Source organism: Desulfothermus okinawensis JCM 13304 (assembly GCF_054654515.1).
This window is the reverse complement of record NZ_BAAIEW010000025.1, coordinates 41928-57432: the sequence shown is the minus strand read 5'-3', so window position 1 is coordinate 57432 and position 15505 is coordinate 41928. Positions and strand designations below refer to the sequence as shown.

9 protein-coding genes are annotated in these 15505 nt (G+C 37.5%); all 9 read right to left on the bottom strand.

Annotated elements, in window-relative coordinates:
• Positions 1-352 precede the first annotated feature (352 nt).
• Complete coding sequence (locus ACYQ0O_RS10240) at positions 353-2689, bottom strand: FAD-dependent oxidoreductase (RefSeq protein WP_459892728.1); 2337 nt, start codon at positions 2687-2689, stop codon at positions 353-355.
• A gap of 56 nt (positions 2690-2745) precedes the next feature.
• Positions 2746-4380 (bottom strand): glutamate synthase-related protein, encoded by a 1635-nt coding sequence (locus ACYQ0O_RS10235; RefSeq protein WP_459892726.1) that lies wholly within the window; start codon positions 4378-4380, stop codon positions 2746-2748.
• Positions 4344-5483, bottom strand: a complete 1140-nt coding sequence (locus ACYQ0O_RS10230) for a class II glutamine amidotransferase domain-containing protein (protein ID WP_459892724.1) — start codon at positions 5481-5483, stop codon at positions 4344-4346. Before ACYQ0O_RS10230 ends, ACYQ0O_RS10235 begins: the two co-directional genes overlap by 37 nt.
• A gap of 43 nt (positions 5484-5526) precedes the next feature.
• Positions 5527-8259 (bottom strand): [protein-PII] uridylyltransferase family protein, encoded by a 2733-nt coding sequence (locus ACYQ0O_RS10225; protein ID WP_459892722.1) that lies wholly within the window; start codon positions 8257-8259, stop codon positions 5527-5529.
• A gap of 99 nt (positions 8260-8358) precedes the next feature.
• Entirely contained in the window at positions 8359-9771 is a 1413-nt protein-coding gene (glnA, locus tag ACYQ0O_RS10220; RefSeq protein ID WP_459892720.1) for a type I glutamate--ammonia ligase, read from the bottom strand.
• 150 nt (positions 9772-9921) lie between these two features.
• Positions 9922-10713 (bottom strand): enoyl-CoA hydratase-related protein, encoded by a 792-nt coding sequence (locus tag ACYQ0O_RS10215; RefSeq protein ID WP_459892719.1) that lies wholly within the window; start codon positions 10711-10713, stop codon positions 9922-9924.
• Between the two features lie 45 nt (positions 10714-10758).
• Positions 10759-12390, bottom strand: a complete 1632-nt coding sequence (locus ACYQ0O_RS10210) for an NAD+ synthase (RefSeq protein ID WP_459892717.1) — start codon at positions 12388-12390, stop codon at positions 10759-10761.
• A 33-nt stretch (positions 12391-12423) separates the two neighbouring features.
• On the bottom strand, positions 12424-12930 hold the full coding sequence (locus ACYQ0O_RS10205; protein ID WP_075069198.1) for an HAD domain-containing protein: 507 nt from the start codon (positions 12928-12930) through the stop codon (positions 12424-12426).
• A gap of 237 nt (positions 12931-13167) precedes the next feature.
• Positions 13168-15453, bottom strand: a complete 2286-nt coding sequence (locus ACYQ0O_RS10200; RefSeq protein ID WP_459892714.1) for a GspE/PulE family protein — start codon at positions 15451-15453, stop codon at positions 13168-13170.
• Positions 15454-15505 lie beyond the last annotated feature (52 nt).

Here is a 15505-nt window from a genome sequence, read left to right as displayed (position 1 = left end):
TACTTTTGATTTTATAATCTACTAACTTTAAAGCCTTTTTGCCCATTCAACTGTCAAAGTCGGGAAATATTTCAATTTTTTGCATATTGTAACCTATCTTCTAGAACCTGTTTGATTAAAATTTGTAGTATTATAATAAATTTTTCATAAGAGCGGAAAAAATAAAATTATAACTATATGTTAGTCCCAATTTTGACAAACTTGGGCTAAACTTTTAGATAAGAACTAATATCATGTCAAAAAAAATATGTCCTTGCAATAGATCAGGGACAACAAGCTCTAGATCAATTATATTTAATGATAAGGGAGAAATTATTCACAAAAAAAAGGGGGCTTAGCCCCCCTTTTTTAACTAAAACACTGGATCATTTGGAACAAGATTCCATATTCCACAGGGACATACATCAGCACAAAAACCACAACCAATACATCTATCCCCATCAACTACCAGTTCAAAATCTCCATTATCCAGCGTAACCCTGCTAATTGCTGCTTGGGGACAAAGGGTTATACAAATACCACAATCCCTGCACTTTCCACAGGACATACACTGATCTGCACATTCTTTCACATCCTTAAATGATACCAATCTTGGATCAAAAAAGGCAGGGTTAACTCTGTTTTTGTCAATTTCAGGACGCTTTTCTATTATTGGTGCGTCTCCTTTAGAAAGGCTATCAATTGCATTTGCTGCTACCCTGCCTGAACCTATTGCATCAGTAATAAGTCCTGGTTTTACAACATCACCAATTGCAAAAACCTTTGAATTTGAGGTTTGATAATATTCATTGGTTTTAATAAAACCCCTTTCTGTCTCTATATCTTCTGGCAAGAAATCCAGCTCTGGCACATCACCAATGGAGATCACAACTGTATCTGCTTGGATTAACTCGCCTGTGTCAGTAATAACCCCTTTTTCAGTTATCTTTTTGGTAAAAACAGGCCATTTAAACCTGGCTCCAGCCTTTTCTGCCTCCTGTCTTTCCTTACCAAAGGATGCTGGTTCCTGGATATCAATAAGTGTAATCTCTTTGGCCCCAAGTCTATGTGCCTCAGTTGCCACATCACAACCCACATTTCCTGCACCTATAACAACAACTTTTTCACCTGGATCTATTTTATCCTTTTTGCTTTTAGAGAGAAATTCCAAAGAAGTAATGAGCCTCTCTTTTCCCTCCACAGGTAAAATCCTGGGTTTTTGAGCGCCAATTGCTATAACCACATAATCATATTCTGAAAGGATTTCCTTAAATTGATCCTTATCTATATTTTCACCTAACTGAACATGTGGGATTACCTTTCTTATCCTCTCTAAGTCCTTTTTCAATACATCCTCAGGTATCCTTGTCTTTGGAATATACTCAGCTATCTTACCACCAAGCTCCTTGTTTCTATCAAATACCACAACATCGTGTCCTTTGAGCCTAAGCTGCCAGGAACAGGATATACCTCCAGGCCCACCACCAATAACAGCCACCTTTTTTCCTGTAATTGGTGGGAGATCTGGCAATTTGGCCTCCATGGATGCCTTTCCAAGCAAAGTTACATCAACAGGAGTCATATTGAATTTCTGTTTTGTGCAATTTTGCATACACAGGTTTGGACACAAAAAACCACATACTGTAGTTGGAAATGGGGTATAAAAAAGGGCCATATCTGCCGCTTCTTCAAATCTCCCTTCCCTTACAAGTGCCCACCGCTCTTGAACTGGAATACCAGTGGGACACGCAGCTTCACATGGTGCTGCATATTTCCTGTTTTCCCAAACAGGTTTAAAACGCCTGAGGTCTCCAGTGGTGATTACAGGTATGGGGCTCCTGTCAAAATCAACAAGATCTCCAATTAGACCACCTTCTCCCAATTCCTTGCACCAGACATTTTTGTAAAAATCTGACATGGGTCTAAGTACACTGCTCCTCTTTTCCTGGGGAGATCTTGCTACAATCAGATCCCAATCTTCATATTTTGCCAGTTCTTCATATAGTTCTTCTCGATCGATTTTCTTTAAAAATATCTTTAAGTTTTCACACAGCCACTTCCAGTCCTCTTCTGAGATCTGAACTCTTTTTGCATCTTTTTCACTAAATCCCAGATATTTTCCCCTGACAAAGATTTTTCCACCTACCATTCCAACACACGGTCTATAACCAAGGACGTTTTCTGGATTTTGGGGATTAAATCCGCAAATTACTGCAATTCCACCTGCCATAAACTCAGCAAAATAGTCTCCTACTGATCCCAGCACCCATAGTTGTGGGGGAGTAAACCTGGGGTTAAACTTTGTCATGGTCATGCCCCGGGCACCGATATTTCCTGCAATATAGATCTTGCCCTGGGCCATGGCATTGGCTACTCCATTTGAGGCATGGCCGTGAACTACAATTTCAGCACCTGCATTGAGCCACCCAACATCATCTGAAGCATTTGTGAGCACCTCAATCCTGGTATTTGGAAATCCCATGGAACCCACCCTTTGTCCAGGAGGTCCGCTGACAAATACAACTACTTCTTCATCTCTTGCCTTCCAAAGCCTACCTCCAATACCATGTTGACCACATGCCTCAACCTCAATCTTTCTATATCCCTCTTCAACGGCCTTTTGAATCCGTTCTTCGAGTATTCTGGAATCCACTCTTTTTCCATTTTCCCTTCCAGGGATAAAGTAGGCATCTCTTATCTTTTGTCCCATGACTTAAATCTCCCTTTTAATTAGAACATAGCGTATATACAACTAATTATGATGCTTTAAACAACATATTTAATTTTAAGTCTTTCAGCAGCATGATAATCGTCTATTCCAAGTGCATCTGACATACCTATTGGCAGTGATGTTGACCTGCCAAGGGGGGCAACTATTTTCTTAAGTTCTGTATCAAAGCTTAGGAATACATCTACTAGCCTTTCTGCAACTTTTTCAGGATCCAGTCTTCTGTATATCCTTGGATCCTGGGAAGTAATTCCCTTTGGACAAAGCCCAATATTACAGATATTACACCTATCGGTTTCAGATCCAACACAACCAGCAGCAGCCTGCATAATGTATTTTCCCACCTGGACCGCACTGGCACCCAGCATAAAGAGAGCTGCTGCATTGGCTGCAAGGTTTCCCCTCTTACCTACACCTCCAGCACCTATTATTGGTATCTCATTTTGTCTTCCAAGCTTAACCAGGTTTAGATAGCAATCCCTCACATTGCTGGCTATGGGATGTCCCATGTGGTCCATGGAAACATTGTATGCTGCACCAGTTCCACCATCTTCACCATCTATGGCAAGGGCTCCAGCATAAGGATTTCTCGTTAAATTATTTAGAACAGCAAGTGCAGTGGATGTTCCAGATATCTTAGGATAAACTGGAACCCTGAATCCCCATGCCATGTACATGGATTGGATCATCTTGGCAACAGATTCCTCAATTGAATATTTTGTCTGATGTGTAGGAGGACTTGGCAAACTAACCCCTGGTGGAACACCCCTAATAGCCGCAATTAATTTGTTAACCTTATACCACATAAGGAGTCCGCCATCTCCAGGTTTTGCGCCCTGTCCATATTTTATCTCTACTGCGCAAGGATCTTCTTTCATCTCTGGGATTGCATGAATTATTTCGTCCCACCCAAAATATCCACTGGCAATCTGTAATATAATATATTTTAAAAACCTTGACCTGAGAAGCCTTGGAGGACACCCACCTTCTCCTGTACACATTCTAACAGGCATTCCAAGCTCTTCATTTAAATATGCAACCCCCATAACCAGCCCTTCCCACATATTTGGTGAAAGGGCACCAAAGGACATTCCACCAATTATTAAAGGATAAATTTCTCTAACAGGGGGAATCCATCCATTTTCTTTATAACATTTTAAATTCTCTTCTGGGGGAAGCACCCTGCCAAGGAGTGTCCTTAACTCAAATTCATGCCTTCCAGCGTCTAAGGCTGGATCAGTTAACATAGAGATCCTGATAAATTTAATTCTGTCCAAAATTGTTGTGGGCACATTTCTTCTTCCACCGCGTCTTCTTGGCTGTCCACCTAAGTTTATGTGGAATCTGAGCTTGTCTGGCTCTTCATTGTGATAGGGGACTATTGCGTGATTTGGACACACAGTGGCACACAGTCCACATCCAATACATGCATGGGCTGGATCTGTTTTTTGTTTTATTCCATAGTAAATTTTGTAAACACTGGTATGTGCATCCTTATTATTTATTGGAGTCTCTACTACCCTCTGTCTGAAAGTACCAAGCTCTATTGCCCTCATGGGACATGCGGCCACACATCTCCCGCAGAGCTGACATTTTTCTCTATCCCAATATATAAGCCATGGAAGGTCCTTTAAGCCTAGTTGGGAAGGTGTAATGGGTCCATTTGAGAACACTTTTTTACCTCCTTACGATCTGCAGTGACATACACTGTATCAATATACATTGGTTGAAAATATTCAAAATTATTTTCCCCTAGTTCTTTCTTAAGTACATAATCAAGGCCACATACTTCAGAACAAAATACAAAAAATCCTTTTTTCCCACCTACAATACCAGGTCTTAATTTCTTCCTATCCTGAACCATAACCAAAGTCTTATCTGGCATACATCCAATAACACAATTGGGGCCATCAATTATGAGTCTTCTACAGGAATATTTGAGCCTTCTCAAAAATTCACTATTTGGATGTTTTTTTAGATCCTCATCCTGGAGAGGGGTTATTATGTGTTTGTAAAATTCCACTGGTAGTCCCAGAAAATTGAGCATGTAATGGAATATATGGGTGAACACCTCAGAATCTGATTGATATCCCATATAACCTGGAAATCCCCTTGACTCTAAAAATTCTCTTATGGGCACAAAGGCTGTATTTTCTCCATTGGTCATAGATGCAATACCCTGAATAAAAAATGGATGGCAGGCATATAAATTTATTGCATAATTTGTATTTTGTCTGCCCTGAGCCATAACAATACGTGCCTTCAGGCCCGCTTTGTCCAGGTCAAGATATTCAGCAACAGCCATGGGATCCCCGATTTCTTTTAAAAGTATTGAATCTGGCCAAAAAGAATACACTATCATACTTTCATCCTTAAGGCCCATTTCCCTCAACTTGAGCCTTATCATCATGAGCCTCATCTTTTTTTCTTCAAAAGAAATATCTTCCCAGTCTTCTGGATATTCATATGCCCTGATATGGTACATATACCGTCTGGGAACACCTTTTGGAGGATCTTTTTTAACCTTTATGGAATGATTGTATTTAGTCTTAAATCCCATGGGCATTAGATATTCATCAAGTTTCTTCATGCCCTCTTTTGTGAATATCCCTGATAAAATTGGATATTCTTTTAATTCCTCAAAAACCCCGCCTAGATCTGTTAAATAAAGTCCCACTCCAGAGCCATCATGTCCCTCTTTCATGACATCTAAGGCTTCAATGGCAACCGTTGGAGATTTTGGGACATCACTAGTTAAGGCAAATAATCGGCACATAGTCTATCTCCATTTGTTTTATGAAAATAACCTTAAAGCTATATTAACAAAATTTTGAAATGACATTTTGCCAGAACCTATCCACAATCTTTTTATATTTTTGGATGTCTTCAAAATTTTCTATAAGAGCTGCAACCACTGGTCTTTGTTTGGTGTGTGTGGGTGGCCACAGTCCCGTCTGAATGGCATCTAAAAATTTTTCCTTTGTGATACGGGATGAATTCAAATTTGTCAAAAGCTGAATCCTCTGGATCAAATATAACCAGTTCATATGTATTTGAGATAGAATATTAACAGACTCCTGGTCTTTGCCAAAGGCTGATAGAGACTCAATTAAAAGGGAATTGTAATTTTTAATCGCTATATCATCTAATGGAATTTCACCTGTTAACAACATACCCTGCACAAAAAATTCCAAGTCTATAAGCCCTCCCCTACCAGTCTTAATATCAACTACATGAGATAATTCTTCAGACCTCTCCTTAACAATCCTTTCCCTCATATGGGATATCTTTTGCCAGACTAACTTTTTGTCAAAATTTTGGGAACAAAAATGAAATTTCAGTCTTTTAATTTTATCAGAAAGTGACAGGTTACCAGCTATTGGACGCAATTTTAAAAGGGATTGGATCTCCCATATATCTGCTTCATCCCTGTAATATTCTTCCCATCTCCTTAACGTCACAATTAAAGGTCCATAATTTCCTGTGGGTCTAAGCCTTGCATCCACTTCATATCCTGGACCTTCTTGAAGGGGCATCCTGAGGGCGTTATTAAACCTCTGAACTATATTTCTCACCTTTTTTGGGATAATATGAGGATCTTCTCCCAAAGGTGGTTCATATACATACATGAGGTCAAGGTCTGAAAAATATCCCAACTCCCTTGAACCTAATTTCCCCAGTCCCAAAATTACAAGAGGAAAATCTTCAGGTATATCCAGATAGTCAAGGACCTTTTTATAGGTAATTTTAACAACAAACTCAGCAAGATCTGTCAGGGCCTCAAGTAAATCCTGGATGTTAATTTCACCTTTTAAATCCAAAATGGCCAGTGATAGCATCCTTTCGTTTTTTATCTTTCTTATCCACTCAACTGCACCTTCAAAATTTAGTGGCTCTAAAATATCCTTTGCATACTTTTTCCACAAGTTACAGGATGGTTTATATTGGTCATTGACATGATTTGTTATATCGTTAAGCACCCCTTCAATTAAAGAAGGCTGTTGGCTTAAGAGATTGAATATAAATCTAGAACGTCCAATGGCAGATAAAATTTCAATGGTCTTATTTTGGTTTTGCTCCAAAAATTTTATTAATCCAGGTCTTTTTTGGACCTTTGACAAAAAAGATCCTATTCTCATTGCAAAGCCATAAAACGCATCCCTGGACAATATCCCATTTGACTCATCCAAGAGATTTTTTATTTTTGAGGAGAAGTTCTTATCAAGGTTGCCTATTGGAACTTTGGCTCTTTTGTCTTCAAACTTTACTTCTAAACATGAGTCCTGTTCCTTGATAACAATTCCTTTTGCACCTGAGCTTGAGCTGTCCTGAAAAAGTTCTTTAAAATGTTGATGTATGTTTTTAGAGTGAATCTTTAACTGGTCAAAAAAATCTTCAATATTTTTAAAGCCAAGAGAACAACTTAGTCTCTCTCTGTCTTGAATTGACCTTGGAATTTTTGCCGATTGCCTATTTCTGTCAATCTGAATCCAGTGTTCAACTCTGCGTAAAAAAATATAACCTTGTTTTAGCTCATCTGTTACTTTCCCAGGCATTAAATTTAGTTTTTTCAATTTATCTAAACAAAGAAGTGTATTTGTTTCAGATAGCTCTGGGTATCTGCCTCCATATATTAGCTGAAATGCCTGCGTTATAAACTCCACCTCCCTGATTCCCCCTATACCCAATTTGACATCTTCAGGATAATCTCCTTTCACCTGTTCTGTTTCTTCTAAAATTTTGTCTCTCATGAATTTTATTTCTTCAATTGCCTGAAAATCCAGAAATCTCCTAAAGATAAAGGGACGGACTTCAGTCAAAAATAAGGAGGCGAGATTTCTATCCCCAGCAACCCCCCTTGCCTTTAAGAGGGCCTGTCTCTCCCATGGTTGCCCTGAAATAAGATAATGGTCCACAGCACCTTCAAAAGACTGGACTAACTCGCCATATCTACCCTCTGGCCTCAGTCTCATGTCCACTCTAAATACCCTGTCTCCTTCAAAGTGATCTCCTATAATGTCATTTAATTTTTGGGCCAAAATTGTACAAAAAGAACATGAAATAGAGCTATCTTTTGGCTGATAGATATAAATTAAATCAATATCTGAGGCATAGTTTAGCTCTCTTCCCCCTAATTTACCCAGACCAAACACCACAAATCTACAACTCTCTGCCTCTTTTTTGGTTATATCCAGTGAAAGAAGTTTGGGTTGGCCAAGCAAGAGCTCAAGTCCTGTCTGCAGACACACATCAGCTATATTGGATATCTGTAACACCAGGTCTTGAAATGTAATATTCCCCAACAGGTCCCGAGCCCCAATGCGAAGAAAATGTCTTTGTTTAAATCTCCTAAATGCCCTTTTTATGTCATTTAAGCTTTTAAACCCTAAGACCTCATTTTTTAGCTCTTGATAGAGGTCCATCATGGGATAACTCTTGTAAATAGCTCCCTTAAAAAGCCAGGACCTATAATCCTTATTTTCATATAATCTACCTAAATATCGGGAAAACTCCTGGAGTTGTTCTAATTTTTTTATTTCATTTTCCATCATCTTATGCACATCTTTTTAACATATTAACATGTATAGAAAAATTAAGCCTGCCCATGGACATATGGACAGGCTTAATTTTATACAACTATTTTCTTTAAATTAGATATCATAATATAACATAAATTCATAGGGATGTGGCCTTAATTTAATGGGATCAACCTCATTTTCCCTCTTATAATTAATCCAGGCATGGACAACTTCTTCAGTAAACACATCACCTTTAAGCAAAAATTCATAGTCATTTTCAAGGGCATCCAGGGCTTCTTCCAGGGAACCTGGAGTGGATCCAACATCCTTTAACTCTTCAGGAGATAGGGAATAGATATCCTTATCAAGAGGATCACCTGGGTCAATTCTATTTTCAATTCCATCCAAAACAGCCATAAGCAAAGCACTAAAGGCCATGTATCCATTACAGGATGGATCAGGGAACCTCACCTCAATCCTCTTTGCCTTTGGTGATGGCGAATACATAGGTATCCTTATTGCAGCACTCCTGTTCCTGCTGGAATATGCCAGATTTACTGGAGCCTCATACCCTGGCACCAATCTCTTATATGAATTTGTTGTTGGGTTTGTAAAGGCGCAAAGTGCCTTTGCATGTTTTAGTACTCCACCAATTGCATAAAGGGCTGTTTCACTAATTCCTGCATATTTGTCCCCAGCAAATGTTGGTTCCCCGTCTTTCCAGATACTCACATGGGTGTGCATGCCAGATCCATTATCTGCAAAAAGGGGCTTGGGCATGAAAGTAACTGTGCGACCATGTTTTCTGGCAACATTTTTAATTATATATTTAAACCACATAAGTTGATCACCCATAGTGACCAATGGGGCGAACCTCATGTCTATCTCAGCCTGACCAGCAGTGGCAACCTCATGGTGTTGACACTCAACATATATTCCCACTTTTTGCATTTCCAGAACCATTTCAGTCCTTATATCCTGAAATGTATCTGTTGGAGGAACAGGAAAATAACCTTCTTTGTAACGGGGTTTATAACCTAAATTTGGATTTTCTTCTCTCCCTGAATTCCATATGCCCTCAATTGAATCCACAAAATAAAAACTATAGTTGGAACTGGAATCAAACCTTATGTCATCAAAAATAAAGAACTCGGCCTCAGGACCAAAGTATGCAGTGTCACCAATACCTGTGAACTTTAAATATTCCTCTGCCTTCTGGGCAATGTATCTTGGATCCCTGGAATATTTTTCCCTTGTAATGGGATCTACAATATTTCCAATAAGTGCCAGGGTTGGAACTTCAAAAAAAGGATCTATCACAGCTGTATCTGGATCTGGGATAACCAACATGTCACTTTCATTTATTGACCTCCATCCCCTAATACTTGATCCGTCAAAACCAAAACCATTTTCAAAAGCACCTTCATCTAACTCTTCCATTGGAACTGTAAAATGTTGCCACACACCTGGGAAATCCACAAATCTTATGTCTACCATTTTTACGTTGTTCTCCTTGGCAAAGGCCAATACTTCCTTTGGATTCATCAGTGTCCTCCTAATTTTTTTTTCATATTTTTTTAGCACATTAAATATGCTATTTTTGTGCCACAACCAGATTTTATTGATTTTTAGGCCTTTTTATTTAAATATACAATACAAAAATGTACCTAATTAAAAAAAGAATACAATTTTGCACTATTTTTTTAAACTTTTTTCCATAAGCTTTGCTATTTCCATAAAATCTAAAAAAGAAGAATTGTAAGTTGCTATCCTGTCTAGTTCTCTTGCGACTACTTCCTTACAATGATTATTTATAAATTTCTTTGAGCCAAAAACAGCGTCCTTTGGATTTTCACATATTTGTCTTGCAATTTTTAAAGAGCTATCCAAAAGCTCTTCCTTGTTTTCAAAAATCTCATTTATGAGATTAATTTCCTTTGCCTTTTGTGCTCCAATATCCATCCCTGTATAGGCAAGATATTTTGTATTACCTATGCCAATTATATAGGGAAGGCGCTGCAAACTCCCAAGGTCTGCAACTATGCCAAGCTTCGTTTCTCTCAGAGAAAAGATTGCATCCTGTGATGCAAACCTTAAATCACAGGCTGCAATAAGATCCAGGGCACCCCCAATACAATATCCGTGAACAGCTGCAATATATATCTTTCTTCCTTCAAATATTAAGTCCATACCAAGCTGCATCTCTTTTATTAGTTTATATAATTTGGTCCTGGCAGATTTTCTGGAAGTATCTATTAAATCTGGATATTTGTTTGCAAAATCAAATACATCCAGTCCAACAGAGAAGTGTTTTCCAGTGGAATAAAAAACAACCACAACAACTTCCTTATCTTCTTCAGCATATTTTACCACATCAGGCAACTCTTCAAAAAAATCCATTCGCATGGCATTGTATTTTTCATTGTTCTTAAAGGATATCTTCAATATCCCCTGATCCTTTTCCAGGTTGAAAAATTTAAACTCCATATTTATCTCCTTGTTTTGTTTTTTAAAAAGTACATTTTTGTAATTTTATAACTTAAAACCATGTGCTATTGGAAATCTCCATCCAATTCCAAATGCCCTTTTTGTGACTTTAAGAACTGGAGGAGTTTGTCTTCTCTTGTATTCATTTATTTTAATCATATGAAGTGTTGTCAAAATCATATCCCTGTGTCCAAGTTCTCTTACTATTTCAGAAAAGGACTTTCCCTCTTCAATGTAAAGCTCAATTACTTTATCCAAAAAATCATACGGAGGAAGAGAATCCTCATCTTTTTGATTGGGCCTCAGCTCTGCAGATGGTGGCTTTGTAATTATCCTTTCTGGAATATATGAGAATTTCTCATTTATTCGTCTGGCAATCTTATAGACCCAGGTTTTTTTTGTATCTCCAAGGATGGAAAGGGCCCCATTTGTATCCCCATAAAGGGTGCAATATCCAACTGCAAGTTCAGACTTATTTCCAGTATTTAGGAGAAGACATCCAAATTTATTGCTAATCGCCATAAGAATTATGCCACGGAGTCTGGACTGTATGTTTTCTTCTGTAACGTCTTCTTTCATACCTGAAAAAACAGGTTTTAATGTGTTTTTTGAAGTAGAAAAAAGATCTGTTATAGGCACTACGTGAAATTCAATTCCCAGATTTTTGGCAAGCAAACTTGCATCTTCAAGGCTCTCTGGTGAGTTATAAGGACCTGGCATGGCAACACCAATGACATTTTCCTTACCAAGGGCTAAGGTTGCAAGACAGGCAACAACAGTTGAGTCTATACCTCCGCTAAGTCCAATTACTACTTTTTTAAATCTTAATTTTTTTAAATAATCTGAGATACCAAGACACAGGGCAGATATTAACTCATCTTCTAGATCCATGGATGTTGTTTCTTCTTTTGAATATGCTTTTTCAGTGTCATATACAATTAAATCCTCTTCAAAGTCATTTGCTTTTAGAATCATCTTTCCATTTTCATTAAACACCATTGAATGACCTTGAAAGATTAGCTCATCATTTGCCCCTACTTGGTTTACATAGATCATTGGAACCTTATGTTTTGTGCAATGTAAGTTAATTAATTTTTTTACTTGATGGATTTTTTTTGCAAAATAGGGAGATGCAGAAATGTTTATTATTATTTGAGCTCCTCTATTTGCAAGTTCTGAAACTGGATCCTTAGAATATTTAAAGGGATTAAACCCTTTAATGGTCCACATATCCTCACATATTGTAATACCTATTTTAGTGCCCATTATATCAAATATTCCAACTTTGTCGCCAGATTCAAAGTATCTGGCTTCATCAAATACATCATAGGTTGGTAAAAGATTTTTGTTATATGTGAACACCACTTTTCCCTCTCTCATCAATACAGCAGAGTTGAAAAATGGTTTGCCGCTTTTTTCGTTAGCAGTAACAGCACCAATCAAAACAAATATATCTTTTGTTGCACCTGCTATTTGCTTCAAATATTCAAATGATTTTTCTGCAAAATCCCTTCTACTTAAAAAATCTAAAGGTGGATAACCAAGTAGAGACAACTCTGGAAAAACCACCAGATGAGCCCCAAGATCTCTGGCCCTATTCATAAATGCAATAATTTTATTTGTATTATACTGAAAATCTCCAACTATTGGGTTTATTTGTGCTAATGCTATTTTCATTGGATTTCTCCTTACAATCATTTAACCAGCTATTCACTTAAAAAAAATCTTTAAAGCCTGATTTAATTCTTCTTCTAAGAACATATCACAGTAAATAAATTTTTCACCAAACTTTTCATAACCCCAAAATTTATAATCATCTAATATAACAAACTCTTCTATGCTTGAGTGAGATGCAAGATAGTCCTCTATTTCTTCACATCTATTTGACATATTGGGAGTTGTATCAATGAGAAATTCATCCAGGTCATGGATTTTGAAAAGTCTTTTTAGCTCATCAAGTGTTCGACCCCTTTTCCAGTCAGAGCTAAGCACAATTTTTGCGCCTGTGTTGTTAAGTAGGGTTTTTAAGTTTTCCACAGCCTTAAGTTGCCAGTCATAATAAACTGCTCCAATATCATATTTATTTAATTTAAGAAATCCTGAATCATTGTATTTTTGTGCCAGGCCAGCCTGGAGTTTGTCCAGATCATGCTTAAACCTTCTCTGATAATAAGAAGGCTGCAACACCCCATCTATATCTAAAAATACTATTTTCATAACGCCCTTTCTTTTTTATTTTGTGCGAGAAATTCTAGGGTAGGGTGAGGAACTTGTCTCCTCCTGCCTTATGGATGGATCTGTGACTGAATTTATTTTTCTAATCAAAGATACACTTATATCCATATACCTCCCTCTCTATACACTCGTTACAGCCTTTTACAGCCCACTATTAATTTATATTTGCTACTCTTTATATTTTAGCCAATATCCTTAAAATAAGATGAAATTATCTTTTTACACAATACATACCTTAAGTACGCTTGAAAAATCAGTCTGTCCTTTAAATACCTTTATGATACCATCCTGTTTTAGGGTCCTCATTCCCTCTGATATCCCTGCTTTAAGTATCTCTTCAACAGGAGCACCTGAAACTATTAGTCGTTTAATCTTTGGAGTAGCAACTAAGAGCTCGTGCAGGGCTGTTCTACCAGAATATCCAGTCTTATTGCACTCATCACAACCAACAGGCCTGTATAATAGGAGTTCAGGAGAATATTCAATCCCCAGTTCAGGGAATATATCTTCTCCATATTCTTTTACCAATGTATCAAATTCTTCCTTTGAGGGGTGGTAGGATTCTTTGCACTTTTTACAGAGGGTACGAACCAGCCTTTGTGCCAAAATCCCCAAAATTGCATCGGCAAAATTAAATGGGTTCATGCCCATGTCTATAAGCCTGGTTATTGTTTCTGGTGCTGAATTTGTATGGAGGGTGGATAGCACTAAATGACCGGTTAAAGATGCCTCCAAGGCTGTGTGGGCTGTTTCCTTATCACGCATCTCCCCTACCATAATAATATCTGGATCTGCCCTTAAAAAAGATCGCATGGCATTTGCAAAGGTGTAGCCTATTTTGGGATTTACCTGAACCTGTCTGAGTCCTTTTTGTGTTATTTCCACAGGATCTTCTGCTGTCCATATCTTTTTTTCCGGGGTATTTAATCTTCCTAAAACAGAATGCAAGGTGGTGGTTTTACCAGAACCTGTTGGTCCTACTACGAGAAAAATTCCATATGGTTTGTGGATAATATTAAGAAGCTCATTTAAATTCCTCTGTGTAAAATTCATTTTCTCAAGGGGAATGGGTTTACCAGCAGCTAAAATACGCATTACAACGTCCTCAATTCCCCCAACAGTTGGAGTTACTTCTACCCTGAGTTCCACAACACTATCTTTATATTTTACTTTTATTTTTCCAGACTGAGGTATTCTCTTTTCTGCAATATTTAAATTACTCATTATTTTGATTCTGTTTATAAAGGCCTTAATATGGGTTGCTGGAATTTCTATATATTGAAAACACACACCATCTTTTCTAAACCTCACCTGGGCGGGTTCTTTTCCTGGCCCAGGCTCAATATGTATATCTGATACCCCCATCTCATATGCATCTTTTATAATCTTTGTAACCAGCTTTATAACAGCAGGGGCATCTTCACTGATAAACTCCTCACTAACATCTGAGTCTGCAAAGGTATCTTCCTCTTTTAACTCACTTAACACATCTCCCAAGGACTGGTCTCCAAATACCTCCTGCTCTTCAAACCTTGTTAAAAATTTTACAATATCTTCTTTTAAACTAACACAAAATTTAATATTATCCCCTATTCCAGAAAAATATACTTCCCTCTTTTTCTCTTCATCTGATGGATCATCTATTAAAACTATTATATTTCCTTCCTGATATTTATAGGGCATCCAGAATCTGGACTTTAAGTACTCAATATTTAACCTCTTTAATAAGTCAGCAGGTAATATGACCTTATCTGTATATGGGATAAATTCAGTATTATAATATTTAGACAAAGCCTGACCTATATCTTCTTTTGACACATTGAAATCATTTATCAGTACCCAGGCTACATCCTGTTCAATGGGAGTTTTCCCATGACGTGCCTTAATTATAGCCATATCCAGTTCAGAGTAAGTTAGTTTGTGCATTTCTATGAGATAATCAAATTTCCCAAACTTTCGCTGATACATAAGCAGATGATAAAATGCACCAGCAAGGGAAGGAGAGAGCTTTTTTATCAACTTTTCATCTGTATCATCAAAAATTCCTCTATCTTTTTTGTTAACCAGCTGGAGCACACCAACCAGAAATTTCCCTTTAAGAATAAGAGGAGATGCTAGAATAGACCTGGTCCTAAAACCAGATTTTTTGTCCCAGCTTGAGTCAAAATTAAGACCAGGATAACTTTTTGTTATTTCGTCCAGGTCATAGACATCTTTGACATTTACCATACACCTGTGTTTTGCAACAAAACCAGCAATGCTCTTTTCATCTATGTCAACTCTTATCTCAATTGGCTCTTTTCCTGTCTTAATTCTGGAATAAAGCTGGTTTCTCTTTTTATCCACTGCATAAATGGTTATCCTCTCACAACAAAATAGATTACATAGTCCATCTTTTAGGTCCAAAAATATCTCATTAACATCTTCTGCCTGATTCACTGAACAAATCAAGTCATTTATCTTTTTCTCTTGCAGATATAATTTTTCAAAATCCTTGCTGGCCATAATATAAACCTACATCTTTAAATTCATGTGCAACATATAAAGGTTTCCAACA